The sequence below is a fragment of the Streptomyces fuscichromogenes genome (genome assembly GCF_014645815.1).
GTDB classification, from domain to species: Bacteria; Actinomycetota; Actinomycetes; order Streptomycetales; family Streptomycetaceae; genus Streptomyces; species Streptomyces fuscichromogenes.
This window is the reverse complement of the sequence record NZ_BMML01000003.1, coordinates 220,173-246,169: the sequence shown is the minus strand read 5'-3', so window position 1 is coordinate 246,169 and position 25,997 is coordinate 220,173. Positions and strand designations below refer to the sequence as shown.

The 25,997-nt window shown below is 71.0% G+C and carries 25 protein-coding genes; 9 read left to right on the top strand and 16 right to left on the bottom strand.

The window, feature by feature from the left end; genetic code table 11:
• Window positions 1-36 precede the first annotated feature (36 nt).
• From mtnB to IEZ11_RS08140, 3 genes are read right to left on the bottom strand one after another with little or no spacing between them, the layout of a single operon-like run.
• Window positions 37-645, bottom strand: a complete 609-nt coding sequence (mtnB, locus tag IEZ11_RS08150) for a methylthioribulose 1-phosphate dehydratase (protein ID WP_189261939.1) — start codon at window positions 643-645, stop codon at window positions 37-39.
• On the bottom strand, window positions 642-1,376 hold the full coding sequence (gene mtnC, locus IEZ11_RS08145) for an acireductone synthase (RefSeq protein WP_373294875.1): 735 nt from the start codon (window positions 1,374-1,376) through the stop codon (window positions 642-644). Before mtnC ends, mtnB begins: the two co-directional genes overlap by 4 nt.
• A gap of 2 nt (window positions 1,377-1,378) precedes the next feature.
• Window positions 1,379-1,978: a 1,2-dihydroxy-3-keto-5-methylthiopentene dioxygenase gene (locus IEZ11_RS08140; RefSeq protein ID WP_189261937.1), complete on the bottom strand. Its 600-nt coding sequence runs from the start codon at window positions 1,976-1,978 to the stop codon at window positions 1,379-1,381.
• A gap of 546 nt (window positions 1,979-2,524) precedes the next feature.
• On the opposite strand from IEZ11_RS08140, the gene IEZ11_RS08135 reads away from it, so the two are divergent.
• Genes IEZ11_RS08135 through mtnK form a run of 4 tightly spaced genes read left to right on the top strand, consistent with a single transcriptional unit; the run spans window position 2,525 to window position 7,467 of the window.
• Window positions 2,525-3,625: a substrate-binding domain-containing protein gene (locus IEZ11_RS08135; RefSeq protein WP_189261936.1), complete on the top strand. Its 1,101-nt coding sequence runs from the start codon at window positions 2,525-2,527 to the stop codon at window positions 3,623-3,625.
• A complete protein-coding gene (locus tag IEZ11_RS08130; RefSeq protein ID WP_189261935.1) occupies window positions 3,612-5,147 on the top strand; it encodes a sugar ABC transporter ATP-binding protein in 1,536 nt (511 codons plus the stop codon). The genes IEZ11_RS08135 and IEZ11_RS08130 overlap by 14 nt, the downstream gene beginning before the upstream one ends.
• Window positions 5,148-5,183: 36 nt before the next feature.
• Window positions 5,184-6,230: an ABC transporter permease gene (locus tag IEZ11_RS08125; protein WP_189261934.1), complete on the top strand. Its 1,047-nt coding sequence runs from the start codon at window positions 5,184-5,186 to the stop codon at window positions 6,228-6,230.
• 13 nt (window positions 6,231-6,243) lie between these two features.
• Window positions 6,244-7,467 carry an S-methyl-5-thioribose kinase gene (gene mtnK, locus IEZ11_RS08120; RefSeq protein WP_189261933.1) on the top strand — a complete coding sequence of 408 codons (1,224 nt, stop codon included), beginning with the start codon at window positions 6,244-6,246 and terminating at the stop codon, window positions 7,465-7,467.
• Between the two features lie 181 nt (window positions 7,468-7,648).
• Here mtnK and IEZ11_RS08115 read toward each other — a convergent pair whose 3' ends face one another.
• The gene (locus IEZ11_RS08115) at window positions 7,649-8,137 is read right to left on the bottom strand and encodes a DUF8617 domain-containing protein (protein WP_189261932.1); all 489 of its coding nucleotides are present in this window, start codon (window positions 8,135-8,137) and stop codon (window positions 7,649-7,651) included.
• Window positions 8,138-8,264: 127 nt separating this feature from the next.
• Window positions 8,265-8,852 (bottom strand): NADPH-dependent FMN reductase, encoded by a 588-nt coding sequence (locus tag IEZ11_RS08110; protein ID WP_189261931.1) that lies wholly within the window; start codon window positions 8,850-8,852, stop codon window positions 8,265-8,267.
• Window positions 8,853-8,940: 88 nt separating this feature from the next.
• On the opposite strand from IEZ11_RS08110, the gene IEZ11_RS08105 reads away from it, so the two are divergent.
• Window positions 8,941-9,447, top strand: a complete 507-nt coding sequence (locus tag IEZ11_RS08105; protein ID WP_189261930.1) for a MarR family winged helix-turn-helix transcriptional regulator — start codon at window positions 8,941-8,943, stop codon at window positions 9,445-9,447.
• Window positions 9,448-9,482: 35 nt separating this feature from the next.
• On the opposite strand, the gene IEZ11_RS08100 is transcribed toward IEZ11_RS08105, so the two are convergent.
• The 6 genes from IEZ11_RS08100 to IEZ11_RS08075 all read right to left on the bottom strand — a co-directional run bounded on the left by IEZ11_RS08100 (window position 9,483) and on the right by IEZ11_RS08075 (window position 16,245).
• The gene (locus tag IEZ11_RS08100) at window positions 9,483-11,300 is read right to left on the bottom strand and encodes an ABC transporter ATP-binding protein (RefSeq protein ID WP_189262216.1); all 1,818 of its coding nucleotides are present in this window, start codon (window positions 11,298-11,300) and stop codon (window positions 9,483-9,485) included.
• Between the two features lie 245 nt (window positions 11,301-11,545).
• On the bottom strand, window positions 11,546-11,689 hold the full coding sequence (locus tag IEZ11_RS08095) for a hypothetical protein (protein ID WP_189261929.1): 144 nt from the start codon (window positions 11,687-11,689) through the stop codon (window positions 11,546-11,548).
• Window positions 11,690-11,760: 71 nt separating this feature from the next.
• Window positions 11,761-12,963: an ABC transporter permease gene (locus IEZ11_RS08090; protein ID WP_189261928.1), complete on the bottom strand. Its 1,203-nt coding sequence runs from the start codon at window positions 12,961-12,963 to the stop codon at window positions 11,761-11,763.
• 155 nt (window positions 12,964-13,118) lie between these two features.
• On the bottom strand, window positions 13,119-13,829 hold the full coding sequence (locus tag IEZ11_RS08085; RefSeq protein WP_189261927.1) for an ABC transporter ATP-binding protein: 711 nt from the start codon (window positions 13,827-13,829) through the stop codon (window positions 13,119-13,121).
• Window positions 13,826-15,298, bottom strand: a complete 1,473-nt coding sequence (locus IEZ11_RS08080; protein ID WP_189261926.1) for a peptidoglycan-binding domain-containing protein — start codon at window positions 15,296-15,298, stop codon at window positions 13,826-13,828. Before IEZ11_RS08080 ends, IEZ11_RS08085 begins: the two co-directional genes overlap by 4 nt.
• Window positions 15,295-16,245 (bottom strand): DcrB/PsbP domain-containing protein, encoded by a 951-nt coding sequence (locus IEZ11_RS08075; protein ID WP_189261925.1) that lies wholly within the window; start codon window positions 16,243-16,245, stop codon window positions 15,295-15,297. The genes IEZ11_RS08080 and IEZ11_RS08075 overlap by 4 nt, the downstream gene beginning before the upstream one ends.
• Before the next feature lie 215 nt (window positions 16,246-16,460).
• Here IEZ11_RS08075 and IEZ11_RS08070 point away from each other — a divergent pair, with 215 nt between their 5' ends.
• The 3 genes from IEZ11_RS08070 to IEZ11_RS08060 are packed head-to-tail and all read left to right on the top strand — an operon-like array spanning window position 16,461 to window position 19,230.
• The gene (locus IEZ11_RS08070) at window positions 16,461-17,153 is read left to right on the top strand and encodes a response regulator (protein ID WP_189261924.1); all 693 of its coding nucleotides are present in this window, start codon (window positions 16,461-16,463) and stop codon (window positions 17,151-17,153) included.
• Window positions 17,150-18,649, top strand: a complete 1,500-nt coding sequence (locus IEZ11_RS08065) for a sensor histidine kinase (protein WP_189261923.1) — start codon at window positions 17,150-17,152, stop codon at window positions 18,647-18,649. Before IEZ11_RS08070 ends, IEZ11_RS08065 begins: the two co-directional genes overlap by 4 nt.
• Window positions 18,646-19,230: a hypothetical protein gene (locus IEZ11_RS08060; RefSeq protein ID WP_189261922.1), complete on the top strand. Its 585-nt coding sequence runs from the start codon at window positions 18,646-18,648 to the stop codon at window positions 19,228-19,230. The genes IEZ11_RS08065 and IEZ11_RS08060 overlap by 4 nt, the downstream gene beginning before the upstream one ends.
• Window positions 19,231-19,274: 44 nt before the next feature.
• Here the strand turns inward: IEZ11_RS08060 and IEZ11_RS50630 are convergent, their stop codons facing one another.
• From IEZ11_RS50630 to IEZ11_RS08045, 4 genes are all read right to left on the bottom strand, one after another.
• The gene (locus IEZ11_RS50630) at window positions 19,275-19,448 is read right to left on the bottom strand and encodes an NAD-dependent epimerase/dehydratase family protein (RefSeq protein WP_373294856.1); all 174 of its coding nucleotides are present in this window, start codon (window positions 19,446-19,448) and stop codon (window positions 19,275-19,277) included.
• 206 nt (window positions 19,449-19,654) lie between these two features.
• Window positions 19,655-20,584, bottom strand: a complete 930-nt coding sequence (locus IEZ11_RS08055; protein ID WP_189261921.1) for an alpha/beta hydrolase — start codon at window positions 20,582-20,584, stop codon at window positions 19,655-19,657.
• Between the two features lie 56 nt (window positions 20,585-20,640).
• Entirely contained in the window at window positions 20,641-21,132 is a 492-nt protein-coding gene (locus IEZ11_RS08050; RefSeq protein ID WP_229712871.1) for a cupin domain-containing protein, read from the bottom strand.
• Window positions 21,133-21,416: 284 nt separating this feature from the next.
• A complete protein-coding gene (locus IEZ11_RS08045; protein ID WP_189261920.1) occupies window positions 21,417-22,130 on the bottom strand; it encodes a VOC family protein in 714 nt (237 codons plus the stop codon).
• Between the two features lie 331 nt (window positions 22,131-22,461).
• On the opposite strand from IEZ11_RS08045, the gene IEZ11_RS08040 reads away from it, so the two are divergent.
• Window positions 22,462-22,830 (top strand): hypothetical protein, encoded by a 369-nt coding sequence (locus IEZ11_RS08040; RefSeq protein ID WP_229712920.1) that lies wholly within the window; start codon window positions 22,462-22,464, stop codon window positions 22,828-22,830.
• Window positions 22,831-22,921: 91 nt separating this feature from the next.
• On the opposite strand, the gene IEZ11_RS08035 is transcribed toward IEZ11_RS08040, so the two are convergent.
• On the bottom strand, window positions 22,922-25,708 hold the full coding sequence (locus tag IEZ11_RS08035; protein WP_229712870.1) for a lectin: 2,787 nt from the start codon (window positions 25,706-25,708) through the stop codon (window positions 22,922-22,924).
• Window positions 25,709-25,997 lie beyond the last annotated feature (289 nt).

Below are 25,997 nucleotides of genomic sequence, written 5' to 3'. Positions count from 1 at the left end.
CACGGTCGGCCGACCGTGGCCCTCGGCGTACCCGGCTCAACGCCGCGTCAGCTCCAACTCCAGCAGCCATTCCACGACTTCCGTGTGGTGCCGGGCCTGCCGCGGATCGGCGCCCCACACGTACAGCCCGTGCCCGGCGACGACCACCGCGGGCATGCGCGGATCCCGCGCCGCCTCCAGCCGGTCACCGAGGACCTTCATGTCCTGGCTGTTGGCGATGACCGGCAGCGTCACCTCGACGTCATGGGCCGGCTGGCCGACGCCCTTGAGCATCTCCAGCTCCCTGAACACGATCCCGCCCGGCTGCCGGTGCCCCATCGCCACCGACGCCACGGTGTGCACGTGCACCACCGCGCCCGCGCCCGTCAGCGCGGCCACCCGCGCGTGCAGCTCGGCCTCCGCCGACGGCCTGCCCTCGCCCACGGCGGTGCCCTGTCCGTCGACCAGCACCACGTCCGCGGGCGTCAGTTCGCCCTTGTCGTGGCCGCTCGCGGTGACCGCCAGCCGCAGCGGGTCCCGGGAGAGCACCACGGACAGGTTGCCGGACGTACCGCGCATCCAGCCGAAGGAGGCGAACCGGGCGGACTCGGCGGCGAGGACGGCGCCCGCCTCCCGGAGGTCGGATGCGGTGATGTCGGCGCTCACGTGCTGCTCCCGGTCGTGCTGATGCTGATCTCGTCGAACGTGCCCGCTTCCGCGTGGTCGCCGACGCCTTGCTGGTGAAACGGCTCTCCGGGACGCCGGATCCCGACGGTGTGCCAGCCGGCCGCACGGGCCGCGTCCAGCTCACCGGGCCGGTCGGAGAGGAACAGCAGCCGTCCGGGCGGCAGTCCGGCCGACTCCGCGATCCGGCGGTAGGACTCCGGCTCCTGCTTGGGACCGGCGTTCTCGGTGTCGTGGAGGCCGGAGACCAGGGGCAGCAGGTCGCCCTCGGGGGTCGAGGAGAACCACGCCCGCTGGGCCGCCACCGAACCGGACGAGTAGACGTACAGCCGCAGGCCCGTCGCGTGCCAGCTGCGCAGGGCCGGCACGACGTCGTCGTAGAAGTGCGAGACGAGGTCGCCGCGGGCGAAGCCCTCGGACCAGATGAGGCCCTGGAGGGTCTTCAGCGGGGTCGCCTTGCGGTCGTCGTCGAGCCAGGCGTTCAGCGTCTTCACGACCGCGGCCGGGTCGGCGTGCGGGTCGCCGGTCAGCTCGCGTACCTGTGCGACCGCCCGCGCCACCTCCGGATCACCGCTCCGCTCGCAGAGCAGGGCCGCGAAGCGGGCGCGCGAGTACGGGTACAGCACGTCCACGACGAAGCCCGTGGCGCTCGTGGTGCCCTCGATGTCGAGCACCACCGCGTCCACGTCGAAACGGAGGGCCGGGACCGGCAGGCTCACGCGGCGCCCTTGTCCGCCTCGTACCCGGCCGCGATCGTGTCGTAGTCGGGGAAGCGGGACGCGATGGTCGATCCGGTGAAGCTGCCGATCCAGCCGTCCTCCTCGTGGAAGAAGCGGATCGCGGTGAACGACGGCTTCGTGCCCATGTCGAACCAGTGGGTGGTGCCGCGCGGCACGCCCAGCAGGTCGCCCTTCTCGCAGAAGACCGCGTGCACCTCGCCGTTCACGTGCAGGTAGAAGATGCCGGAGCCGGAGACGAAGAAGCGGACCTCGTCATCGTCGTCGTGGGTGTGCTCCTGGAGGAACTTCTCCCGCGCGGCCTTCGCCCTGGCCGGGTACTCGGGGTCGTCGCTGGGGTGCAGGCCGAGGACGTCGACCGTGGTGAAGCCCTCCTCGGCGTTCAGCTTGTCGATCTCGGCGCCGTAGGCGGCGAACACGGTCTCGCTGTCGGCGTCGGACGGCACGTCCTCGCGGATCGGCCACTGCTCGAAGCGCACACCGAGCGGCTTGAGCGACTCCGCGATCTCGGCGGGGTCCGAGGTGCGGCGGAGCTGGGTCTCGGGGCCGGATTCGGACCACGTCGTCAGCAGCGTCATGGGAGCAACTCCAGGTGAAGGGAAGGAAAGTCCGGATGTCGAGACGGGCCGGACGAGCGGGCGGGAGACCGGAGACGGCGGGCCGACGGCGGATCAGCCGTGACAGCGCGCGGCGGTACAGCGCCACGTGCCGGGCAAGGGCAGCGTATGCACGCGTGATGTCGTCATCGGGCCTCACCATGCCGGGTCGGGTGCCGCCACCGTGATGGTAACTCCAGGTCGGACAGCCACCGGGTGTGACCCAGTCGTCGTCTCACCTGCTGAGAAACCGCTTCCCAGCCTTTGACGGGTGACCGAAATCGTTCTCATGATCTGCGTATGAAGACGCTGCTGCTCGTGCGGCGGCTGTACGTGGACCTGCTCCGGTCGACCACGGCCAGCTGTCGCTGACCCCTCCCGGAGCCCTCGCACGCCCGTCGTCCGGGCATGTGCCACTCGCTGCGCAATGACGCGTTCCAGCTCCCGCTCCGGTCCAAGCCACCGTCTGCTTCCGCGCGTTGTCCCGCGTTCCCGCTTCTGCGCCACCCTTTGCACCTGGAGCCTGTCATGTCCCGTGTCCGCCTGCCTCTCGCCGCGCTGTCGCTCGCGTCCGTCTCCGCCCTGGTCCTCTCCGGCTGCTCGCAGTCCTCGGACGCCTCCACCCAGGCGGGCAGCGACACCGCCGCCTCGGCCTCGGCCGCCACCGGCAAGAAGCCCGCCCCGTTCAGCAAGGGCACGGTCAAGGTCGCCCTGGTCCGGCAGAGCGGCGCCGGCGACTACTTCGAGCAGTGGGGCAACGGCGCCAAGGCCCAGGCCAAGGCGCTCGGTATCGACCTGACGGTGTACGACGCCCAGGCCGACAACGCCAAGCAGGCCACCGACCTCTCGTCCGCCATCAACTCCGGCGCACAGGCGATCATCGTCGACCACGGGTTCCCGGCCACCATCCAGCCGGAGATCGACCAGGCCGTGAAGAAGGGCATCAAGGTCGTCGTGTACGACGTCGACCAGACCAACAAGTCCGTCGTCAGCACCGAGCAGGACGACGCCAGCATGGCGCAGGCCGTCCTCGACGTGATGGCCAAGACGGTCGGCAGGAACACCAAGGTCGGCTATGTCAACGTGGCCGGCTACGCCGCCCTCGACAAGCGCGACTCGGTGTGGAAGAAGGCGCTCACCGCGAACGGCTGGACGCAGGAGTTCAAGGTCGGCAAGGTCACCGACTCGACCGCCACCGACAACGTCCCGCTGGTGTCCGCCGCGCTGACCCAGCACTCCGACGTGGCGGGCGTCTTCGCGCCCTACGACGAACTCGCCAAGGGCACCGTCCTCGCCGTGCAGAACAAGAAGCTCCAGGGCAAGGTGAAGGTCTTCGGCGCGGACGTCTCCAACGCCGACATCCAGAACATGACGGCCGCCGACAGCCCCTGGGTCGCCACCGCCGGCACCGACCCGTCCGCGGTGGGCGCGGCCGTGGTGCGCACGACCGCGCTGGAGCTGGCCGGTCAGCTGAACCAGTCCTCGGTCGAGTTCCCGGCCGTCGCCATCACGCGGGACTTCCTGGTCAAGAACAAGATCGAGAACATGGACCAGCTGCGCACCGCCCTGCCCGCGCTGAACCTCTCCAAGGTCAGCACCGCCGACTGGATCCCCAATGTCGCCCACTGAGACGGCCCTTGGGGGGACGCCCGCGGTCGGTCTGACGGACGTCAGCATGGCGTTCGGCGGCAGGACGGTGCTCGCCGGCGTCTCCCTCGACATCGCCCCGGGCAGCGTGGTCGCGCTGCTCGGGGCGAACGGCGCCGGGAAATCCACGCTGATCAAGATCCTGTCGGGCGTGCACCCCGGACACGGGGGTGAGGTACGGGTCGCCGGGGAACCCGTAGCCCTCCCGTCCCCTCTCGCCGCCCGCCAACTGGGCATCCAGACGGTCCACCAGCGCATCGGCGAGGGCATCGTGCCCGGCCTCAGCGTGGCCGAGAACCTGGTCTTCGAAGAGCTGGCGCAGAAGCGCGGCAACCCGTTCCTGAGCGGCGGCCGCACCCTGGCCCGCGCCCGCGAGATCCAGGCGGGCCTGGGCCTGGACTGGAGCGACGCGATCCTGCGCCAAGACGTCACCGACCTCGGCCTCTCCGACCGCCAGTTGCTGATCCTCGCCCGCGCGCTGGCCACCCGCCCCCGCCTCCTCATCCTCGACGAGCCCACCTCCGCGCTCTCGGCGACCGAGGCCGAGCGGCTCTTCGCGCTGGTCGAGAAGATGCGCGAGGACGGCATCGCGGTGCTGTACGTCTCCCACCGCCTCGGCGAGATCGACGCCCTCGCCGACCGGCTGGTCGTGCTGCGTGACGGCCGTCTCACCGAGGACCAGGCCAGGCCCTTCGACTGGGACGCCGCCCTGCGCGCGATGCTCGCCCAGGCGCAGGAGGCCCAGACCGCCCGCCCGACCCGCGACGGCGACCCGGGCGAGACCGTCCTCGCCCTGCACGGAGTACGGCTCCTCGACGGCCGCGCCCCGCTCGACCTCGACCTGCGCTCCGGCGAAGTCACCGGAGTCGTCGGCCTGTTGGGCGCGGGCAAGACCGAGCTGGCCCGCGGCCTGTTCGGCGCCGAGCCCTTCCGCACCGGAGCCGTCACCCTGGACGGCAGGGCCTACGCGCCCCGCCGCCCGGCCGACGCCATCTGGGCCGGCGTCCATCTGGTCCCCGAGGACCGGCACGCCGACGCCCTGGTCCCGGGCTGGTCGGTGGCGCAGAACATCTCGCTGCCGTTCCTCGGGTCCCTCTCCCTCGCGGGACTGGTGAACCGCTCCCGCGAGGACGCCCTCGGCCGCGCCGCCATCGACGCCCTCGGTGTCGTCACCCGCGACGAGCACAGCGCCGTGGAGGAGCTCTCCGGCGGCAACCAGCAGAAGGTGGTCGTCGGCCGCTGGCTCGCCAAGACCCCCCGTGTCCTCATCCTGGACGAGCCGTTCCGAGGTGTGGACATCGGTGCCCGCCGCGACATCGGCCGCCGGGCCCGCGCCCTGGCCGCCGAGGGCGCGGCCGTGCTCGTCCTGTCCGCCGACGTCGACGAGATCCTGGAGATCGCCGACCGGGTCGTCGTGCTCGCGGCCGGCGAGGTCCACCTCGACGCGTACGGCGAGGACGCGGAGCGCGACCGCGTGATCCGGACCATCGCCGGGTCCGTCTGAGTCCCCCGACACCGGCCGCCGAAGGAAGCAGCACCCATGACCACCACCCAGAGCACCGGGACCCCCGCCAAGGCGGCGCCCCGGCCCGCGCCCCGCACCGCGGTACGCGCCCAGAACGCCGTGATCAAGTACGGCTTCATCTTCGTCACCGTCGCGCTCTTCCTGTACTTCGCGCTGAGCGAGGGCACCTTCCGCGAGTCGGCGACCCTCCTCGACACGCTCCGGTACGTCTCCGTCGCGGCGATCCTCGGCCTCGGCGTCACCCTCACCATGGCCGTCGGCGGAATGGACATGTCCGTCGGCGCCGTCGCCGGCCTCGGCGTCTCGGTCGCCGCCCAGACGATGGTCGTCCACAACCAGGTCGGCGCGGTCGCGATCATCGCGGTGCTGGCGGCGGGCGCCCTCGCCGGACTGCTCAACGCACTCCTGATCGTCGTACTCAGGATCCCCGACATGCTGGCCACCCTCGGCGTCATGTTCGTGATCCAGGGCGGCAAACTCATCCTGGTCGACGGCCAGTCCGTCACCCCGGGCATGACGATGTCCGACGGCACCACGGCGCCCGGGAAGTTCACCGCGGGCTTCCTGCGCATCGACCGCGGCACGGTCCTGGGGATCCCCGTCTCGGTCCTGATCTTCGGCGCGCTGACGGTCGCCGCCTGGATCTTCCTCGCCCGTACCCGCTGGGGCCGCGTCCTGTACGCCATCGGCGCCAACGCCGAGGCCTCCCGGCTGGCCGGCATCCGGGTCGGCGCCTACCGTGCCCTGGCCTATGTCATCTCCGGTGTGCTCGCCTCGGTCGGCGGCCTGATCCTGGCCTCCCGCATCGGTCAGGGCGACGTGAGCGCCGGCACCTCCCAGCTCCTGGAAGCGGTCGCCGTCGCCCTCGTGGGCACCTCGGTGCTGGGCCGGGGCCGCCCGAACGTCTGGGGCACGGCCCTGGGCGCGGTCCTCATCGGCATCATCACCACCGGCCTGACCATCAAGGGCCTGCCGTACTACACGCAGGACGTGGTCGAGGGCGCCGTCCTCATCCTGGCCCTGGTCTTCAGCTTCACTCTGTCCAAGCGCCGTACCGCATAAGGAAACCGACACCATGGGCTACCGCATCCTGGACACCGACGACATCCCGGGCTACCTGCGCGAGCGCGGCCACTGGGACGACCTCGACGACATCCACGTCCGCGAGGTCTCCGACGGCAATCTCAACCGCGTGTTCCTGGCCTCGAACAGCGCCGGTACCCGCAGCCTCGCCGTGAAGCAGGCCCTGCCCTGGGTCCGCGTCGCCGGTCCCTCGTGGCCGCTGAGCCCGGACCGCTCCGACGCCGAGGCCCGCGCGTACGAGCAGATCGCCAAGGCCGCCCCGGACAAGATCCCCGCGATCCACGGGTACGACGCCGAGAACCACGCCCTCGTCATGGAGGACCTCTCCGACCTCCGGGTGCTGCGCACGCACCTCAACGAGGGCGGTTCCTACGGCCCGTACATCTCGGCCCGCATCGGCGAACTCGTCGCGCAGCTGTCCTTCGCCACCAGTGACTTCGGCATGCCCTCCGCCGGCCGCAAGGCCCTGATCGCCACCTCCGTGAACCCCGAACTCTGCGAGATCACCGAGGACGTGGTCCTCTCGGAGCCGTACATCGAGCACGAGCACAACCACTGGCACCCCGGACTCGACGACCTGGCCGCCGAGTTCCGCGCCGACACCCGGCTGCGCACCGAGGTCGCCGAACTCCGCCATGTCTTCATGACGAGCGGTCAGGCGCTGCTCCACGGCGACCTGCACACCGGCAGCGTCATGGTCGGCCGACGGGACGGCGCCGAGGTCGTCCGGGTCTTCGATCCGGAGTTCTCCTTCGTCGGCCCGATCGGTTTCGACCTCGGCCTGTACTGGGCGAACGTCCTCGTCTCCGAGGCCCGCGCGCACGCGCTGGGCGCCGAGAACGACCACGCCGAGCAACTGCGCCTGAGCTGGGCGGGGTTCGAGGCCGAGTTCCGGCGCCTGTGGCCGTCGCGCGTCGACACCTTCTTCGACGACGCCTTTCTGGAGCGGTTCCTGAGCCGGGTCTGGACGGAGTCGGTCGGCTTCGCGGGCACGGAGATCGTCCGCCGCGTCATCGGCTTCGCCCATCTCACCGACCTGACGACACTTGCCGACGACCTCCAAGTGCCCGCGTCCCGGCGCGCACTGCTCCTGGGCCGCGAACTCATCGTCAACCGCGCCGAGTTGGCCACCCCCGAGGCCATCCGCGACCGCTCCCACAGCCTCGTCGCACACCCTGGCGCGAACGAGCCGGACCATCGCCGCGCAGGGGTCTGACCTGCCCGCCGGCCGGGACCGGTGACCTCGGTGCCGATAGGGCGCAGGGTGCCACGCCGAGCCGGGCGGATCCGCCAGGTCGCCGAGGCCGAGCCGTGACCATCCGGCGTCCGCCCGACCAGCCCTCTCGCTGGGACCAGGCCTTCGTCCTCCTGCGCGCCGCAGGACCGCCATCGGCGCCTCAGGCGGGGTCGTCGTCCAGTCTGACCGCCCACAGCGTCTCGTCGTAGCCGCCGGAGGCGTCCAGGCCGAACCCCGCCTCCCCCGCCGCCTCAGCGCCCGAGTCGTCGTGAAGGACGACGGGCAAAGGCGGGTTGAAGAGGAGCTTCTGGCGGCGGATGTCGGCAAGACTCCGGTCCTCGCGGAGCAGGACACGACCGAGCTCGTCCCGCAGGGTGAAGTCGGCCCAGATCCGCGGCGGGGACGCCTCGGCGACGTACGAGAGGACCGACACGCCCTCGCCGTCCCGGTGGAGCCGCCCGCAGTTGCCACAGACGTACAGCGACGAGAACGACGCCTCCACGGCGCGTTGCCGCTCCTGTGTGTCGAGATCGTCAGGGGCGGGCCATGCGATCTGGTCGAAGAGCTCGTCGGGGACGAGCCGGAACCGCTGACCCGGGTTGTGGGAACCGCTGAAGATGTTCCCGCAGCCGCACTTGAAGCCACCCATGATGCTCGCCCCTTTCTTCGAAGCGTTTCTACCAGCCGCGCGTTCGGCGGGGCCGGTGGGGTTGCCCGCCGTAGCGGCGCCCGCCGCCTTCCCGGGCTCCGTCACCTGATCGGCCGCGAACCGGGCCTCATGCGGCCGTGGCCGTCCGCGTCCTGGCCTCGCGCACCCCGCGCAGCGCGCCGGACCAGGCGATCAGCTGGTCGAGCATGCCGCCCACGGCGGTGTCGAGGCCCTCTTGAGGGACGAAGCCGCCGGTGCGGAACGAGGGGTGTGACGAGATGGTGGGCTGGGCGCGGACCGTGGCCACCTGGAGTTCGGCGAGGACGAGCCGCAGCGCTTCGGCGGCCCGGGCTCCGGCGACCCAGCCACCGTAGCTGATGATTCCGGCGGCCTTGTCGTTCCACTCCCGGTAGACGTAGTCCAGGGCGTTCTTCAGGGCTCCGGGGTAGGAGCGGTTGTACTCGGGGACGACGAACACGTAGCCGTCGAAGCTGTCGATGAGCGCGCTCCAGGCACGGGTGTGGTCGTGCTGGTACTGCTGGAGGTTCGGGTTGCCGGGCTCGTCGAGGTTGCCGAGGTCGTGGTCGGCGAGGTCGACGAGTTCGTAGTCGGCGCCGCCGTGGGCGCGGGCGGCTTCGAGCGCCCAGGCGGCGATCTGGTCACCGCGGCGTCCGGGGCGGGTGCTTCCGAGGATGAGCGCAATGCGCAGCGTCATGGTCTTCCTTCCACAGGAGTTGACACATCAACTCTAGAGTGGAGGGAGTTGATGTAACAACTCCGCTGGTCGCGGTATCCTCGGCGGTATGACGGAGACTCGATCGCTGGAACCCGAGGAGTGGGAGTTCTGGGATACCTGGATGCGGGCGCAGCGCCTGCTCACCAGGGAGCTGGAGCGTGGGCTGCAGCGTGCCTGCGACATCTCGAAGGCCGAGTTCAGCGTCCTGGTGACACTGTGGCAGGCGGCCGGCCGCGAGATGCGCGTCGGCGAGCTCTCCGAGTCGCTCGACTGGGACAAGAGCCGCGTCTCCCATCAGCTGACGCGCATGGAAAAGCGCGGCTTCGTCAAACGCACCCAGTACGGGGCCGATGGCCGCCGCGCGGGGATCGGGCTGACCGCCGAGGGCCGCCGCGCCGCCCAGAGTGCCGTCCTCGTGCACGGCGGCAACATCCGCCGCCACTTCCTCGACTCGCTGACCCCCGAGCAGGCATCGGTCATCCGGGCATGGAGCGAGCAAGCGGTCGACAGCCTGGACCCCCACCGCGGCGAGACCGCCGGCGACGACGCGGTCCGACAGGGCGCCGAGCGATAACGGTCCGCCGGCGCCCCGAAGGTGGAGCAGTCGGGCTACCCCTCCTCCGCGGGCCGCTCGGTGCCGTGGTTCTGTGCGCGGTGGAGGTGGGCGTACGAGCCTTCGAGGGTCAGCAGTTCGTGGTGGGTGCCGGTTTCGACGAGGCGGCCGTGGTCCAGTACGAGAATGCGGTCGGCGTCCGGGGCGAGGTTCAGGTCGTGGGTGATCATGATGGTGGTACGGCCCCGCATCAGGCGGCGAAGCGGTGTGATGACCCGGCGTGCGGTAGCTGCGTCGAGGCCGGTGGTGGGTTCGTCGAGGACGAGTACCGGCGCGTCACGGAGCATCGCGCGGGCGATGGCGAGGCGTTGGAGCTGGCCGCCGGAGAGCTCCGCGGTGTGCGGGTCGATCGGGGTGTCGTAGCCGTCGGGGAGCGCGGCGACGAAGTCGTGGGCGTCGGCGGCGCGGGCGGCCCGGACGACGTCGGCGTCGGTGGCGCCCGGCCGGCCGCAGGCGATGTTCTCGTGGACGGAGTCGTGCAGGATGAGCGTCTCCTGGGGCAGCAGGGCGATGTTCTCCCGCAGGAAGCTCACCGGCATGCGGTCCAGCGGGACACCGTCGAGCCGGACCTGCCCGGCGGCCGGGTCGTAGAAGCGCAGGAGCAGCTTGGAGACGGTGGACTTGCCGGCTCCGCTCGCGCCGGTGATCAGCACCAGTTCGCCGGGCCGGGCCGTGAACGACACCGCGCTGAGGACGTCCTCGGCCGCGCCCGGGTAGCGGAAGCCGACCTGGTGGAACTCGACCTCGCCGCGCACCCCGCTCGGCCGCACCGCGCGGTCGGCCGCCGGGTCGGTGACGGCGGGCCGGGCGTCGAGGATCTCCAGCAGCCGCTCGGCTCCGGCGGTGGCGGCGGTCAGGGTCAGGCCGAGCCGGCCGAGGGAGCGGATCGGCGGGTACAGGTAGCCCAGGAAGGCAGCGAACGCCAGCAGTTGACCGATGGTCATCCGGCTCTTGGAGATCTCCCATGCGCCGAGGCCGATCACGACGAGCACGCAGAGCGTCTCGACGACCTCGACGAGCTGCTCGTAGAGCTCGCTGAGCCGGGCGCCGGTCACCGAGGCACGCAGCCAGGCGCGGGCCTCGCGGCGCAGCCGTTCCTCCTCGGCCCCGGCACGGTTGTAGGCCTGGGTCAGGGCGAGGTGACCGAGTGACTCCTCGACCACCGAGGTGATGGCGCCGTCGGCGACCCGCTCCTGCCGGGCGGCGGTCCTGATGCGTCCGGAGAAGCGGCTGGCGGCGAGCCAGAACAGTGGGGCCAGGGTGAAGGTGGCCAGCGCGAGGTCCCAGCGCAGCCAGAGCGCTGCGGCGGAGAAGAACACCGTGCTGAAGACGGCCGACACGGTGCCGACCGCACCCGAGACCACCATCTGCTCGATGGCCTCGACATCCCCGGTGAGACGCTCGACCAGATCGCCGGTGCGGTGTCGGCCGAAGAAGTCGGGCGGCAGGGACTGGACATGGCGGAAGACCTGTTCCCGCAGCCGCATCACGAAGCGCTCGGAGGTCCAGACCGCGAGTGAGTTGCCGAGGTAACCGACGACCGCGCCGACCAGCGCCGCGCCGAACCACTGGCCGGCCGGGGTCCAGAAGGCGGAGAGCGAACCGACTCGGAGCGCGTTGTCGGTCAGTTCGCCGAACAGCAGGACCGACTCGGTCTCGGCGAGCGCCGCGAGCACCACGCAGACGCAGATGAGCACCAGCCAGGAGCGGTCGCCCCGGGTCAGCGGCCAGAAACGGCTGAACGTGCGGCGGGCCGTGCGGCCGGGCCGGACGGCGCCGTCGGCCGTGGTCCCGCCCCGGTCGGAACCGCTCAGGCCGATGCTCTCCTGGTCCCCGGCGGTGCGCCGGTGCCGGCCGGGCACGCGGTCGCGCGGGGACGGGCCGCGCCGTCCGGCCGCCGGGGCGGGCAACGGTTCGGCCACGCGGATCTGTATCGTCGGCTGGTCTCCGAGCGTGGTCAACGTTCACTCACCCATTCCCGTTCAACGGCTGCGTTCCCTGGACACGACCGAGGGCGGGTCCCGGCGCGATGCCGAAGACCCGCCCCCGGTACCGAGACTCAGCCGCCGATGAGGCGACGGCGGGCGGCCAGCCTCATGCGGGTCCGCGCGGCGGCCTCCCGCTCCCGCGCGGCGAGCGCCTTCCGCCGCCTCTCGGCTTCGAGCCGACGGGCGATGCCAGGGGTGATCTTGCCGATGGCCATGGGAATTCTCCTTGTTTCCAGGGGGAACAGCTCTTTTTCTCTTCTGCCTCGGCCTTTCGGCCGCGACAAACTCAGGAGGGCGCCCGCAGCGCGTCGACCGGTTCCATACGGGCGGCCCGCAGTGACGGGTAGAGACCGGCGAGCAGGCCGACGAGGGCTCCGGCGAACGGGGCGCCGAGGGCGAGGTTCGTGTCGAGGACCGGGGTCCACTCCCTGAACACGGCGACGCACACCACGACGGTGGTCCCCAGGGCGGTGCCGACGATGCCGCCGAGCAGGCCGATCGTCGTCGACTCCAGGAGGAACTGGCCGGCCACCTGGCGTCGTGACGCGCCCAGCGCGCGCCGCAGTCCGATTTCGCCGACCCTTTCCATCACCGTCACCAGGGTGACGTTGGCGATGCCGATCGCACCGACCACGAGGGAGACCAGGCCGAGGACGAGGAAGAGGCCGTTGACGTCGCTCTGGACACCGTCGCGTGCCCTGGACAGGTCCTCCGGGGCGGCGACGGTGAGGGCCTTCTCCTGCCCCGGGGCCAGGGCGATCGGTGCCTGGTGTGCCACCTGCCGGGCCGCGCCCATCGCGGTGTTGATGAGTACCCGGGTGACGTCCCGCAGGCCGAGGCGGTCCGCGGCGGTGGTGGGCGGCACGATCACGGCCGTGGACAGCCGCTGTTCGCGTCTGATGCCGCCGAGGATGCCGATGACGGTGTACGACTGCCCCTGGAAGAAGATCGCCGGGGAGTCCTGCACCCGCTTGATGCCGAGCAGTCGCGCCGCCTGGTCGCCGAGAACCGCGACCTGGGTGTGCCCGGTGATGTCGCCGGAGTCGTAGAAACGGCCCGCGGTCATCGTGCCCCGCACGGCGGCGGGCAGGTCCGCCGAAGCGGCCACCACGGCCAGGGTCTGGCCGGAGACGTCGCCGGGCGCCTTCACGTCGTTGGCCCGCACCTGGACGCTGTTGGTGACGGTGGAGTCGGCGAGGGCGGCGACCGATTCCACTCCGGCCAGTCGCCGGACCGCGTCGGTCCCGGACCAGTCCACCAGCGGTCCGTCGTCCGAACCGGCCGGCGCGGACGGTACCGTCACGGTGACCGAGGTCGCGGTGAGCGCGTCGAACCGGCCGACGATCTGGTTGCCCGCGGTGGAGGCCACCCCGATGGTGATGACCAGCGTGGTGATGCCGAGCACGGTGCCGAGGGTGGTCAGCGCGGACCGTACCGGGCGGGCCATGACGCCGGCGAGGGCCTCGGTCCACAGGTCCCGGGGGTCCATCCAGGGACGCTCGACACCTTCCCCGGCCGATGCCGCGCGGGTCCCCCGTGTCCTCCGTATCCCCCGTATCCCGCGTATCCCCCGTATGTTCTGTATGTCCCGTGCCCCTCGTGCCCCTCGGGTCCTCTGCTGTCCTCTGGTCCTCGCCGCGAGTCTCACTCGGTCTCCAGGGTGAGGCTGCCGTCGGTGATGCGGACGCGCTGTCCCGCCCGGCGGCTGACCGACTCGTCGTGGGTGATCACGACCAGGGTCATGCCCTGGGCGCACAGGTCGTCGAAGAGTTCCAGTACGGAGAGGGTGTTCTCGGTGTCCAGGTTGCCGGTGGGCTCGTCGCAGAGCAGCAGTGCGGGGTCGCTGATCAACGCCCGTGCGATGGCGACGCGTTGACGTTCGCCGCCGGAGAGCCGGTCGGGCCTGAAGCCCGAGCGGTGCCCGAGCCCGACCCGGTCCAGCGCCTCCCGGGCGCGGGTGAGGCGGGCGCCGCGGCCGAGCCCGGGGCGCGGCCTGCGGTATGCCTCGGCCAGCATGACGTTCTCGTCGACGGTGCGGTACGGGAGGAGGTGGAAGGACTGGAAGACGAACCCGATGCGGCTGCCGCGCAGCGCGGTGCGTTCGAGGTCGCCGAGCCCGGTGGTCTCCACGCCGTCGAGCCGGTACGTGCCGGCGGTGGGCCGGTCCAGCAGGCCGAGCGTGTTGAGCAGCGTCGACTTCCCGGAGCCGGAGGGGCCCACGATGGAGAGGTGCTCCCCGCGCCGCACGGCCAGGTTCACGCCGCGCAGTGCGTGCACCGGGGGCCGGGTGTCGAAGGTCCGCTCCACATCGGTGAGTTCGATGACGACGGCCGCGGAGGAAGGGCCGGGTGTCACTCGCCCACCACCACCATGTCGTTCTGCTTCAGCGTGCCGCCGGTCGGCCTCACCTCGACGAGACCGGCCGCGGAGAGCCCGACGGTGACGTGTACGTCGCTGAGCTTGCCGTCGCGCTCGACCTGAACCCGGGCGTTTCCGTCGGACGAGGTACGGATCGCGGCGAGCGGTACCACCAGCACCTTGCCGTCCGAGGCGCCGATCTTGATGGTCACCTTCACGGCCGCCTCGGACTCGGCCTCGCCGACCAGGTCACCGGGGTCGGACACGGAGATCCGCAGCTGGACCGGGGAGGCGGTGTCGGTGGTGGTGCTCTCCTGCGAGGCCCCGTCGGAGCCGTCGCTGTCGCCCGCGGTCGTCCCCGCACCCGCACTTGTACTTGTACTTGTACTTGTACTTGTGGAGGAAGCGGCACCGGTGCCGAGTGCGGTCACGGTGCCCTTCGCCTTCTTGCCGTCCGTGGTCGTCAGCTCGGCGGCCATGCCCTTCCTGAGCAGTTCGGCGTCCGTGCCGGGGACGACCGCCTGCACCTCCAGGTCTGAACTGGTGACGGTGCCGAGCTGCCCGGTCGCGGCGTCCCCCGTCTTCACGGTCACCTTGTTCAGCCGTACGGGCAGCTTCGGGAAGAAGACCACCTCGCCTGCCGGGACCTTCGTCCCGTAGGTGGCCTGGAAGGTGCTGAGGGCGGCGTTCGCCAGGTCCAGCGCCTTCTTCGCGGACTTCACCTGGAGATCGTGGACCTGCGCGTCGGTGCTGGACTGTGGTGCGGGCGTGCCCGTGCCCGTACCGGAACCGCTGTCGCCGGCACTGTCACCTGCGCTCTCGCTGTCCGTGGTGAGGAGCGTCTCCTGCGCGGAGGACACCGCCTGTTGCAGCTGGCCCAGCTGCTGCTGGTCGGCCGCGCTCGGTTTCTGTGCCTCGTATCCCTTGCTCGCGTACCAGGCGGCGACCGCCGTCGCGGTGCCCTGGCGGTAGGTGCCGCTGCTCGATCCGGGGTCGAACCCGAGCCGCTGCAAGGCCTTCTGGAGCTGCTTCACGTCGTCGCCGGAGGAGCCCGGACCCAACGCGCGGTACATCGGTACGGATCCGCCGAGTGCGAACACGGGGCGGCCGTTGACCGTCATCAGCACGTCGCCCTCCTTGATCTCGGCGCCGGCGGCCGGCGCCTTGGTGATCCGCTGCTCCGCGCCCTCGCCGTCCGCGGCGGCGGCCGCCCCGGTGCCGACGGAGCCGGCCAGCGAGAGCGGACGGGGTGAGGCGAACTCCACCGAGCCGGACGCCACCACGGTGGCGGTCAGGGACTGGCGTTGCACCGCCACCGTCACCGGCCCGGCCTTCGGAGCACGGTGCGCGGCCGCGGCGTCGGCCGGGGAGCGCACCTGGGTACCGGCGACCCAGCCGCCCGCACCGATCAGGACCACCACGCCGACCAGGGCGCCCAGTTTCCTTCGGCTGTCGATCCGGTTCACTGGCCGTCACCCCAGTACGGGTGGGCCTTGAGCTTCGGGAAGTACGCGGCGCGGAACTTCTTGCCGCACTCCAGGTCCTTCAGGGAGATGTCGATCTCCTTGGTGAGCAGCGGCAGCGCCTCCTGCTTGGACATGGTGAGATGGTTCTCCGGCACGTCCTGGTCCAGCCGCACCATGTCGACCATGCCGGTCGGCTGGGTGGTGGTGACCGTGATGCCCTGCCCCCTCAGGCAGGTGGCGTACTGCTGGGCCAGTTGGACCAGCTGGGTGTCGCCGTTGAGCTGGAGACCGTTCGCGCGGTTGGCCTCCACCTTGGCCTCCCACGCCTTCTTCTCCTCGGCCGCGCTCAACTCCGGCCCGTTCGCGGCTTCCGACCCCTTGAGCTCGCAGCCGCCGAGCCTGTCCTTCTGCTTGGTGTTGCCGGGGGGACCTGACAGCGCCTGCGCGTACGCCGTCTTCTGGGCGTCGGTGAACCCCTTCTCGTCGTCGTCGACGGGATCGAATCCCTTGCCGCCGCCCCGCCCGTTCGTATGGCTGAAGGGGGCGTTGGGGTCGTCGGGGTAGACGGCGGCCGCGTAGGTGCCGAACCCGTACTTCTGCCGGGACTTCTTCGCCAGCGCGTAGTCCTGCGCGTCGAGGCCGGCGAGACTGTCGCCGCCGTCGGCCGTCGACACGTGCGGCGTGTAGGTGAAGCCCTGCTTCTTCATGCAGGCGGCGATGGTGTTCTCGGTGATGTACAGCTTCTTGGTGTCGGGATCCGCGTCGTCCGGGACGGTGAGCTGTACCGCCCCGTCGGCGTTGGTCGTCGTGCCGTTCGCGCCGCTGCCTGCCGTGGAGTCGGAGCGCGTGGCGGCCTTGTCGGCCGAACCGCCGCAGGCGGCAAGTACCGGCAGCAGACCCGCTGCCAGGACGGTGACCGCGGAAACGCGGAGCTTGGACACGCTCATGCCCTTTCTCTCGCCGCCGGGACGACGGACTCGGGAGGTCGAAGCCGTCGCTTGGTGTGCGGTGATGACGACGAGCCTGGGCGCACGGTGTGATCGGAGTCGGCCCGGAGTGTGATGAAACGGCAACAGCCGATCCACCGAGGGCTCGTCCCGCGGGTATGTGATCATCCGGTAACAGCCGCTGACCGGCCCGTCCTGGTGCGGATACTGAGCACATGCCACGTGTCCTGCTCATCGAAGACGACCGCGCTGTCCGTGACGGCATCCAGCTCGGCCTGCGCCGCCAGGGACACGACGTCGCCGCCGCCGGGACCGGCGAGGAGGGGCTGGCGCAGCTGGAGTCGTTCCGGCCGGATGCCGTGGTGCTCGATCTGATGCTGCCCGGCATGCCCGGACTGGAGGTGTGCCGCCGTATCCGCGGCGCCGACAACCAGGTCCCGATCATCATGGCGACCGCCCGGGGCGACGACGTGGACATCGTCGTGGGCCTCGAAGCGGGCGCGGACGACTATGTCGTCAAACCCGTCCAGGCCAGGGTGCTCGAAGCCCGGATCCGGGCCGTCCTGCGACGGGTCGGCGGCACACCGGGCGAGGGCGGTCCGCCGAAGACCGAGACCCATGGCGAACTGACCATCGACCGGGCCGCGTTGATCGTCACCCGCGAGGGCGCACCGGTCGCTCTCGCTCCCTCCGAACTACGGCTCCTGCTGACCGTCTCCGCCTCGCCCGGACAGGTCTTCAGCCGGCACCAGCTCCTCGAAGCGGTGTGGGAACACAGCTACCACGGTGACTCACGGCTGGTGGACGCCTGTGTCAAGCGGCTGCGCACCAAGTTGGGCGAGCCCCCGGGGCAGCCGCGCTACATCCAGACCGTGCGCGGCTTCGGCTACCGGTTCACGTCCCGGTGAAGGCCCCTCCCCCACTGCGCGGCCTGCGCGGCCGGCTGCTCGTGGCCTTCCTGCTGGTCGCCTGTGTCGCCACCCTGACCACCGGCGCCCTGACCTTCCGGGAGGCGCGCACCGGGGTGCTCCAGCAGAGCCAGGACAGCGTGATCGCGCAGTTCCGCGACCATGCCAGCACCCTCGCCGCCGACCTGGACTACCCCCCGAACCAGCACGGGCTGGCGGCGTTCGCCCGCCAAGTGGCGCGGTCCGAGCCGTCGAACAACTGGCGGGTGCTGGCCACCTACGGCGGTCTGAGCGCCGCCTCCGCACCGGGAGACCGCTTCGAGGAACTGACGCCCGCCCTGCGCAAGGCCGTCGCCTCCGGCGGGAGCACCGTCTTCCAGCGGGTGACGACGAATGGAAGCCCCGCACTCGTCGTCGGCCTGCCGATCACCTTCGGCACCGCACAGCACCCCACGTCCGAACCCTCCGGCGTCGGAGTCTTCCTCACCGTGCCGCAGACCACCGAACAGGCCTACGTCGAAGCCCTGGTACCCGCCGTCGAGCGGGCCACGGTGCCGGCCCTGGTCCTGGCCGTGCTGCTCGCGCTGCTGGCCGCCCGCGGCGTACTGCGCCCGGTACGCGAACTGCGCCGGGCCACCCGCAGTATCGCCGAGGGGCACCTGGACACCCGGCTCGCCGTCAACGGCTCCGACGAACTCGCGGACCTCTCCCACACCTTCAACGAGACCGCCGCCGCCCTGGAGGAGTCGGTGGCCGAACTACGGCGCATGGAGGCACGCGCGCGCCGCTTCGCCTCCGACGTCTCGCACGAACTGCGCACCCCGCTCGCCGCCATGTCGGCGGTGACCGACGTCCTCGACGAGGACGCCGCCCGGCTCGACCCCGACACCGCCACCGCGGTCCGGCTCATCAGCGAGGAGACCGTCAAACTGGCCCGCCTGGTGGAGGACCTGATGGAGATCTCCCGTTTCGACGCGGGCGCGGCCGGACTTCACCTGGAGGAGGTCGACCTCGCCGACTCGATCCGCCGTACCCTCGCCTCCCGGGCCTGGCTGGGGACGGTCGAGACCCACCTGCCCGAGCCCGACGCGGTCCGCGGCCGCCTCGACACGCGCCGCCTCGACGTCGTCGTCGCGAACCTGGTCGGCAACGCCCTCCGCCACGGCGCGCCCCCCGTACGGCTGCGCATGTACGCGTGGGATCCCGACGACACGGTACGACGAGCGGTCGTCGAGGTGGCGGACAGCGGACCGGGCATCCCCGAGAGCGTTCTGCCCCACGTCTTCGACCGGTTCTACAAGTCGGACACCGCGCGCACCAGAACCGAGGGCAGCGGCCTCGGGCTGGCCATCACCGCGGAGAACGTCCACCTGCACGGCGGCACCGTCACCGCGGCGAACGGGCCGCGCGGCGGCGCGGTCTTCACCGTCGAACTCCCGCTGTGGCCGGACCCGGACGAGCCACCGCCCGCACCGCAGGAGAAGAGCCGCCCATGAGCCGTGCCCACCGAGCCGCCCGCCCCGCACTGCTGGTCGCGGCAGCGTTCCTGCTCTCCGCCTGCGGCATCCCCACGACGGGGGTGGTGGAGTCCGGAGAGCCGGCCACCGGTCTCCGGTCGACGACCACGGTCTACTTCCTCAAGAACCGCGTCCTGACCGCGGTGCCCCGCAGGATCGCCCGCCGGGCCGATACCGAGGCGGCCGTGGAAGCCGTGTTCAGCGGCCCGGACGACTCCGACCGACTCTCGGGCCTGACCAGCAGACTTCCTAGGCTGCCGAAGGACCCGACGGTCCGGACCGCGGGCGCCACGGTCCGGATCGCGCTGGGCTTCGACACCCGGCCCCAGTTCGTCCAGGCCCGCAGGCTGCTGCTGGGGGCCGCCCTCGGCCAACTGGTGTGCACCGCCGCCGCAGCCCGCCGAGCCGAAGACCCGGCCGTCGTCGGACCGGTGTCCGTGACCGTCACCGCCTCCGTGAACAGCGGGGACAGCGGGGACAACCTCTGGAACACCGAGGGGAACAGCACGATCTGCACGAAGCCGGACCGCACCCTCGACACGGCCGCCCGGCCCGGATAGCGGACCCGCCCGCCTATGACCGCCCGCCGAGCAGCCCTGTGCCATCACCCTCCGGGACGTGGGCCGCAACTCACCACTGACACCGCGTAGTTGGCTCCGGCCGCCACGGCGGCCCCGTCCGAGCGGGCGGGGCCGACGACCCGATGGCCTACCGCGAGAAGTTCACGGACGACCGCGGATCCGGTGTACCCGGTGGCACCGGCGACGAAAATGCGCACGATGCCAATCCTCAGTGGCTGTGAGTCGGCCCGGTGACCGCCGCCGGAGGACGGTGGCGACCTGGGCGGAGGCGGTGCGGGCACGGCCGGTTCGGTTCCTGGCCGACGGCTTTCGAACCGCTTGCGCACGGCGGATACGCCCTCGACGGGCCGTGTCCGTCGTCTGTGCGGGGTGGCGAGGGCCGAGCCGACCTGGCGGGGGGCGTTCACGGGGCGGCGGCTGCGGAGTCCGCGGAGTCCTTGGTGGGGTTCCAGTGGGTGCGGGTGAAGGCCGCGGCGGAGTTCAGTGCCTCGTCGGCTTCGTCGAGCATGACGGCGAACGACTGGAAGACGTGCGGGACTCGGGGCCAGACCTGGAGTTCGACACGCACGTCGTGCTCGGCGGCGCGGGCTGCCAGCCGTACGGCGTCGTCCAGCAGGATCTCGTGCGAGCCCACCTGGACGAGCAGCGGGGGCAGGCCCGTGAGATCGGCGAGGACCGGGCTGGCCAGCGGCTCGGTGCCGGCCGACGACCCCAGATAGTCCCGGGCGCGGGTGCGCAGGGCCTCGGGGGTGAGTGACGGGTCGAGGCGGGCCTTGCCGGCCGCGCTGGCGCCGGACACGGTGAGGTCGGTCCAGGGCGAGAACACCGCGGCCGACGCGGGCCGGGGCAGGCCCGCGTCCCTGGCGGCGACCAGTGCCGCAACGGCCAGGCCGCCGCCGGCGGATTCACCGACGAACGCGATCCGCTCGCCGGGGATCCCCTGATCGAGCAGCGCGCGATAGGCGGCCACCGCGTCATCCACGGCCGCGGGGAACGGGTGCTCGGGCGCCAGTCGGTACTCGACGCAGACGGCACGGGCGCCGCAGCGCCGGGACACGTCGGCGGCCAGGCCCGCCGCGTCGGCAGCGGAGCCGATGGCGTAGGCGCCGCCGTGGAAGTACAGCAGGACACGGTCCGGATCGCTGCCGGGTGTGTCGACGGTGACGACGGGGATGCGGCCGAGGTGTCCGGGGGTGGTCGTGACGTCGGGAGGCAGGGGTATCGAGGTCATCATCTCGTGGAAGACGGCGCGCGCTTCGCTGACGTCGCCTCCGACGTCGAGCGGGGCGTGGCGGAGCATCTCGTCGAGGTCACGGCGTTGCTGCCCGGACATGGTGGTGCCTTTCGCGCGGGGGGACTCTGGAGCGGAGGGGTGAGTGCGGTCGGTGTTCAGCGGGGCGGGCCGAGGATGACCTGTCCGTACATGTCGGCGGCCTCGGCCATCAGCTCACGCGAGATCTCGAAGCCGTCGGGCCGCGGGGTGGACAGGTCACGTCCGGCGTGCCGGAACATGCCCTCGATACCGCCCGGGGTGCAGATCATCAGCAGGTCCGCGGTGTCGGAGGTGATCCGGTAACCGTGCGGGACGTTCCTGGGCAGGTAGACGATGCCGCCCTCCGACAGTTCCATCTCCTGATCGTCCGACCACAGCAGCGCGGTGCCCTTGATGAGCATGAAGATCTCGTCCTCACGGGTGTGCAGGTGGTACGGTGGCGCCTCGCCCTTGGCCACGCTGAACCGCCCGACGGTCACCTGCCCCTCGGTGGCCGCGCTGTCCAGGAGCACGGCGAACTGACCACCGTCGAGCCATTCGAGCTTCTGCTGCTGATCGGGCTGTGCGAGATAGGCCATGCTCACGACGATGTCCGTTCTGTGTGCCATTGCCGCTCCGGCGTGGGACGGGGCGAGGCCGCGCGCCGTGCCCGTACCCGGCTCCGCGCCCGGAAGTTCATGGTCCACTTCCGGGACTCGCTGCCGCCAGACGCGAGGGTGGGACCAGCAGTACCACCGGCGGTCTCGGGGTCGGCGACGGCGGAGACGTCCGCGAGCATGCGCGGGGGATCCTCGGTGTGCTGCCGCCAGGCCGGTTTGTCGGTCCAGGCCGGGCAGCCCGCCGGGTTCACCGCATCGGTGACCTCCGACCGCGGCCACCGTGCGCGCGGGCCTCACCGTCGCGTGAGCACCCGGAAGGTGTTGCCGTCCGGGTCGGTCAGCAGCACCGCGCCCTGCTCGCCGTGCGCGTCGCCGAGACGCTTCGCCCCGAGGGAGAGCAGGCGCTCGACCTCCGCGTGTCGATCGCCGTCCGGCGCGAGGTCGAAGTGCAGGTCCTTGCCGGGGTCCGGCATCAGCGGCGGACCACCCCACGTGATCTTCGTACCGCCGTTGGGCGACTGGACGGCGGTCTCCTCGTCCTGGTCCCAGACCAGCGGCCAGCCCAGCGCCTCGCTCCAGAAACAGCCCACGGTCCGCGAACCGTCGCAGGCGAGCGCTCCGATGAAGCCGCACCCGGCCAGGAAACCGTTGCCCGGCTCGATGACACAGAACTCGTTGCCCTCGGGGTCGGCGAGCACCACATGAGACGCGTCCGGCCCCTGGCCCACGTCGGCGTGCCGTGCGCCGAGGTCGAGCGCCCTGGCCACGGTCTCCTGCTGGTCCTCCGGGGAGGAGCTGGTCAGGTCGAAGTGCAGCCTGTTCTGGGCGGTCTTGCGCACCGGGGAGGAACGGAAGCCGAGTCGGTATCCGGCGTCGTTCCCGGACATCAGGGCGACACCGTCGGAGGAATCGTCGGCTCTCTCCAGGCCAAGAACCCCGGCCCAGAAATGCGCCAGGCGCTCCGGTTGGTGAGCGTCGAAGGAGATGGCGACGAGCCGGCTGGTCATTGCGCCCCACTTCCTCGACCCGTCGAGGGCCAACTGTCGGCAGGACGCGAGGTCCACGCCTCGGACGAGGATAGGTGTTGCGCGCGACGGTGCGGAACTCCTTTTGTTGCAGGGGTCGTTGTCGAATCGCCGGCCGGGACGGCACAGCCGCCGGAGGCGCAGATACCCAGGGCGCCGATCCGGTCGGAGTCGATCTCCGGGCGGGGTCGTGGTGGAGTCCGCGCCGGACGCGCTCTCTCAATCCCTTTGCGTGACCGACCAGGTCGCCCCTAGCGTGCAGGCGCATCCGAACCTCGCGCCACACCGATGAGGAGAAGCCGCCGTGGGAACCATGGTCTCGGTCAGGGGCTGGCTGGAGTGTGACGACGGACAGCTGGCCCGGATCAAGGAGATCGTGGCGGCTGACGATCCGGAGCGCACCTACAGCGGGGGCTGGGCCTTCCCGGCTCGGCAGTACAACAACGTCAGGTGGGCCTTCTACGGGGGCGACATCCGCGCGGTGTCCCTCGACTGGTTCGAGGAGAGGTTGCGTCGGATCGCCCGGATCCCGGCCTCTTGTCCGGATGACGAGTACGACGAGCGGCCCCGGGGACTGTTTCTGGTCAGCCACGACGTCGACGGCATGAGCGAGTGGAGGGTCCACGACGGCGGCCTGGTGATCGGCCCCCCGGATGGGGACTACCACTACCTCGACGCCTAGCCGGGCCTCGGACGAGCCCCTTCGGCGGACCGGCGGCGTCTGCCACCGGTCCGCCGGTGCTCCCGCGGCCGGTCGTCGGTCCGGCGGTGGGTCAGCTCGGCAGCTTCCAGTTCTGGGCCGCCGTGCCGTTGCAGGTGTAGAGCTGAAGCTGGGTGCCGTTCGTCGTCGAGGAGTTGGGGTCGTCCAGGCACAGGTTCGACTCGGGGTTGACCAGCGACCCGTTGCTGCCGGCGGTCCACTGCTGGGCGCCGGTGCCGTTGCAGGTCCACAGCTGGATCAGTGTGCCGTTGGTGGTCCCGCTGTGAGTGGCGTCCAGGCACTTGCCGAGGGCCCGGATCGTTCCGTCGCCGGCGATGATCCAGTCCTGGGCGTAGGTGCTGTTGCAGCCCCAGATCTGGACGTGGGTGCCGTCGGAGGTGCCGGAGGACGCGTCGTCCACGCAGAGGGTCGAGGCCACCGACGAGGTGAGCGGACCGATGCGTGGCGAGGCCGGTGCGGTGGTGTCACCCGCGTAGGAGGGAGGTGCCGCGGTGGCCGCCGTCGCCCAGGACGTGTTGGCGCTGGTGCCCAGCGTGAAGTCAAGCGTGCCGCCGGACGTGATCGCCGTGGTGGGGGCGTAGGCGTTGTTCCAGGCCGTGCCGTTCCATGCCGCGGACTGCACGTACGGGGCGTTGTCGGCCGCGCCGTCGCCGTCGACCGTCAGCGTCCCGCCCGCGGGAAGGGCGATCACGGCCTGGGTGAACAGCGGTGATCCCAGGGCGAGATCGGCGGTGCCCGGTGTCTCGGGGAACATGCCGAGCGCCGACCACACGTACCAGGCACTCATCGCGCCGAGATCGTCGTTGCCGTCCGCCAGGCCGCCGGGGGTGTTCGCCCAGATCTGGTCCTGGATCGCCCGTACCGTGCCCTGGGTCTTGTAGGGCTGCCCGGTGTAGTCGTACTCCCACGGGAGCTCGATGCTCGGCTCGTTGCCCACCCAGGCGTAGCCGTTGGCGCCGGTGTAACTGCGCAGCACGGTGTCCAGGTAGTGGCTCATCGCGGTGTTGCCGCCCTTGGCGTGCGCCAGGCCGCCGATGTCGAAGGGGACCATTCCGGTGTAGATCCACGAGTCGGCCTCGACCATGTCGGTGCCGCTGGTGGGGTCGAAGCCACCGGTCCACGAGCCACTGGCGTTACGGGGTTCCACGAAACCGGAGGCGGGGTTGAGCACGTTGCGCCAGTCCTGTGCGCGGTTGGCGTACGTCTTCTGGTCGGCGGTGTCGCCGAGCGCTCCGGCCATCGCGGAGACCGCGAAGTCGGCGGTGTCGTACTCCAGGGTGGTCGCCACCGGGCCGTAGAAGTTGCAGCAGCCGTAGCTGCCGTCGTGCGGCATGTATCCCGGCGAGTTGAGGTACGCGAGGCCGGGGCGGTCGTTGTTGGTGGTGCTCGCCTGTCTGACCATGTCGGCCAGGGCGGTGGTGGTGTCGAAGTTCCGGGCGCCGAAGGCGTAGTAGTCGGCGATGATGGCGTCCGCCGGGTCACCGACCATGACGTACGACTCCCCGTTGTTCTCGGACCACTTGGGGAAGACCCCGGTCTGCGTGTAGTCGTCGACCATCGACTGCGCGGTGTCCGAGGCGACCTGGGGGGCGACGAGGGCTTCGAGCTGGGCCTGGGAGCGGTAGATGTCCCAGCCCGAGTAGTTCGCGTACACCGCGCTGTGGCCGGAGTCCACGGTGTGCGTCCTGCCGTCGAAGCCGTAGTACTGGCCGTTGCTGTCGCTGATCACGTTCGGGTGCAGCAGCGAGTGGTAGAGCGCGGTGTAGAAGGTCTGTTGCTGTGCGGCCGTCCCGCCGGCGATCTGCACCTTGCCGAGGGTGCTGTTCCACGCGTTCTGCGCGGCGGTGCGGGTCGCGTCGAAGTCCCAACCGGTGTTCTCCGCCGTCCGGTTGGCGACCGCGCCCGCGACCGACACGTAGGAGACGCCGACCTTGGCCTGCACGACCGGGTCGGACGTGGTGTTGAAGGTGACGTAGCCGTTCGAGGCCGCGGCGGCGGGGGCGACGCCGGCCTCGGTGGACCGCCCGGACGCCGGGTGCGGGGTGCCGGGGTTCTTTCCGTGCAGCACCGGCTTGCCGGGTTTCTCGGCGGAGTTCTTCGACGCCTTGGCCGACGGGGTGGCAGTGCTGGTCGTCGCCTCGGCCGGCGAGCTGCCCTGTGTGGTGAAGGGCTGGTCGAAGAGCATGTCGAAGTACACGGTGTACGTGTTGCCCGCACCGCAGAAGTGGCCGCTGGTGACCTGCCCGCTCACCTCCGTGCTCGACACCTTGGTGAACTGGGTGGAGCTGGCACCGTTCTGACTGCCTGTCAGTTTGAAGACGAGGTTGGCCTGGCTGGTCGAGGGGAAGGTGAAGCGGGCCATCCCGCTGCGGGTCGTGGTGGTCAGCTCGGTGGTCACCTGGTTGTCGAGCGTGACCTTGTACGACCCGGCGGACGCCGACTCATTGGTGTGCGAGAAGGTGTCCGTGGCACCGGTGTTCACGGCTCCCACCGTGGGCAGCACCGGTATGTCACCGGCCGCGCCACAGCCCGGTCCGGCGATGTGGGTCAGGCTGAAGCCGGTGATCGACGAGTCGTTGTACTCGTAGCCCCCGCCGTCGGGACGCGACGGTGTGTCAGGGCTCCACTGCACCATGCCGAACGGGACGTCGGCACCCGGAAAGTCGTCGGCCTGGTTCGACGTTCCGATGAACGGATTGACGAGCGTCGCCGGCGAGGTGACGAGCGCGGCCTTCCCGGCCGCCCACGCGGGCGTGCACAGCCCGGCCGCGGCCAGCGCCGCGGCGGCGAGGAGACCGATCGCCATGGTTCCGGGAGGTCTGGACGGTCGTGTGATCACGGGATTTGCTCCTCTACTCGGAAGTTGAGGTCCGACAACGTTGTCTCCGCGTCGGGAACGCGGCCCCGGGTGATGAACGGCATGCCGGGAGCGTCTTGGCCACCCAAGGCTGACAACGTTGTCCGACCGTGGAGATGAGGTGCCTGAGGTGCGAACGCCTCGATGGGCCCCTGGGTCATGGGCACCCAAGGAGCCCAGCGGGAACTCCTCGTGAAGCTAGCCACAAGGCAGGGGCATGTCAACGACGCCCGCAAGCCGGTCCCCACCGTGAAGTCCGGGTATCGGCCAC

Bases quoted from the DNA above. Each gene is read 5' to 3' on its own strand.
- IEZ11_RS08140 (WP_189261937.1), bottom strand. From the start codon at position 1,978: ATGACGCTGCTGACGACGTGGTCCGAATCCGGCCCCGAGACCCAGCTC.
- IEZ11_RS08135 (WP_189261936.1), top strand. From the start codon at position 2,525: ATGTCCCGTGTCCGCCTGCCTCTCGCCGCGCTGTCGCTCGCGTCCGTC.
- IEZ11_RS08130 (WP_189261935.1), top strand. From the start codon at position 3,612: ATGTCGCCCACTGAGACGGCCCTTGGGGGGACGCCCGCGGTCGGTCTG.
- IEZ11_RS08125 (WP_189261934.1), top strand. From the start codon at position 5,184: ATGACCACCACCCAGAGCACCGGGACCCCCGCCAAGGCGGCGCCCCGG.
- mtnK (WP_189261933.1), top strand. From the start codon at position 6,244: ATGGGCTACCGCATCCTGGACACCGACGACATCCCGGGCTACCTGCGC.
- IEZ11_RS08115 (WP_189261932.1), bottom strand. From the start codon at position 8,137: ATGGGTGGCTTCAAGTGCGGCTGCGGGAACATCTTCAGCGGTTCCCAC.
- IEZ11_RS08110 (WP_189261931.1), bottom strand. From the start codon at position 8,852: ATGACGCTGCGCATTGCGCTCATCCTCGGAAGCACCCGCCCCGGACGC.
- IEZ11_RS08105 (WP_189261930.1), top strand. From the start codon at position 8,941: ATGACGGAGACTCGATCGCTGGAACCCGAGGAGTGGGAGTTCTGGGAT.
- IEZ11_RS08095 (WP_189261929.1), bottom strand. From the start codon at position 11,689: ATGGCCATCGGCAAGATCACCCCTGGCATCGCCCGTCGGCTCGAAGCC.
- IEZ11_RS08090 (WP_189261928.1), bottom strand. From the start codon at position 12,963: ATGGACCCCCGGGACCTGTGGACCGAGGCCCTCGCCGGCGTCATGGCC.
- IEZ11_RS08075 (WP_189261925.1), bottom strand. From the start codon at position 16,245: ATGAGCGTGTCCAAGCTCCGCGTTTCCGCGGTCACCGTCCTGGCAGCG.
- IEZ11_RS08070 (WP_189261924.1), top strand. From the start codon at position 16,461: ATGCCACGTGTCCTGCTCATCGAAGACGACCGCGCTGTCCGTGACGGC.
- IEZ11_RS08060 (WP_189261922.1), top strand. From the start codon at position 18,646: ATGAGCCGTGCCCACCGAGCCGCCCGCCCCGCACTGCTGGTCGCGGCA.
- IEZ11_RS08055 (WP_189261921.1), bottom strand. From the start codon at position 20,584: ATGTCCGGGCAGCAACGCCGTGACCTCGACGAGATGCTCCGCCACGCC.
- IEZ11_RS08050 (WP_229712871.1), bottom strand. From the start codon at position 21,132: ATGGCACACAGAACGGACATCGTCGTGAGCATGGCCTATCTCGCACAG.
- IEZ11_RS08045 (WP_189261920.1), bottom strand. From the start codon at position 22,130: ATGACCAGCCGGCTCGTCGCCATCTCCTTCGACGCTCACCAACCGGAG.
- IEZ11_RS08040 (WP_229712920.1), top strand. From the start codon at position 22,462: ATGGTCTCGGTCAGGGGCTGGCTGGAGTGTGACGACGGACAGCTGGCC.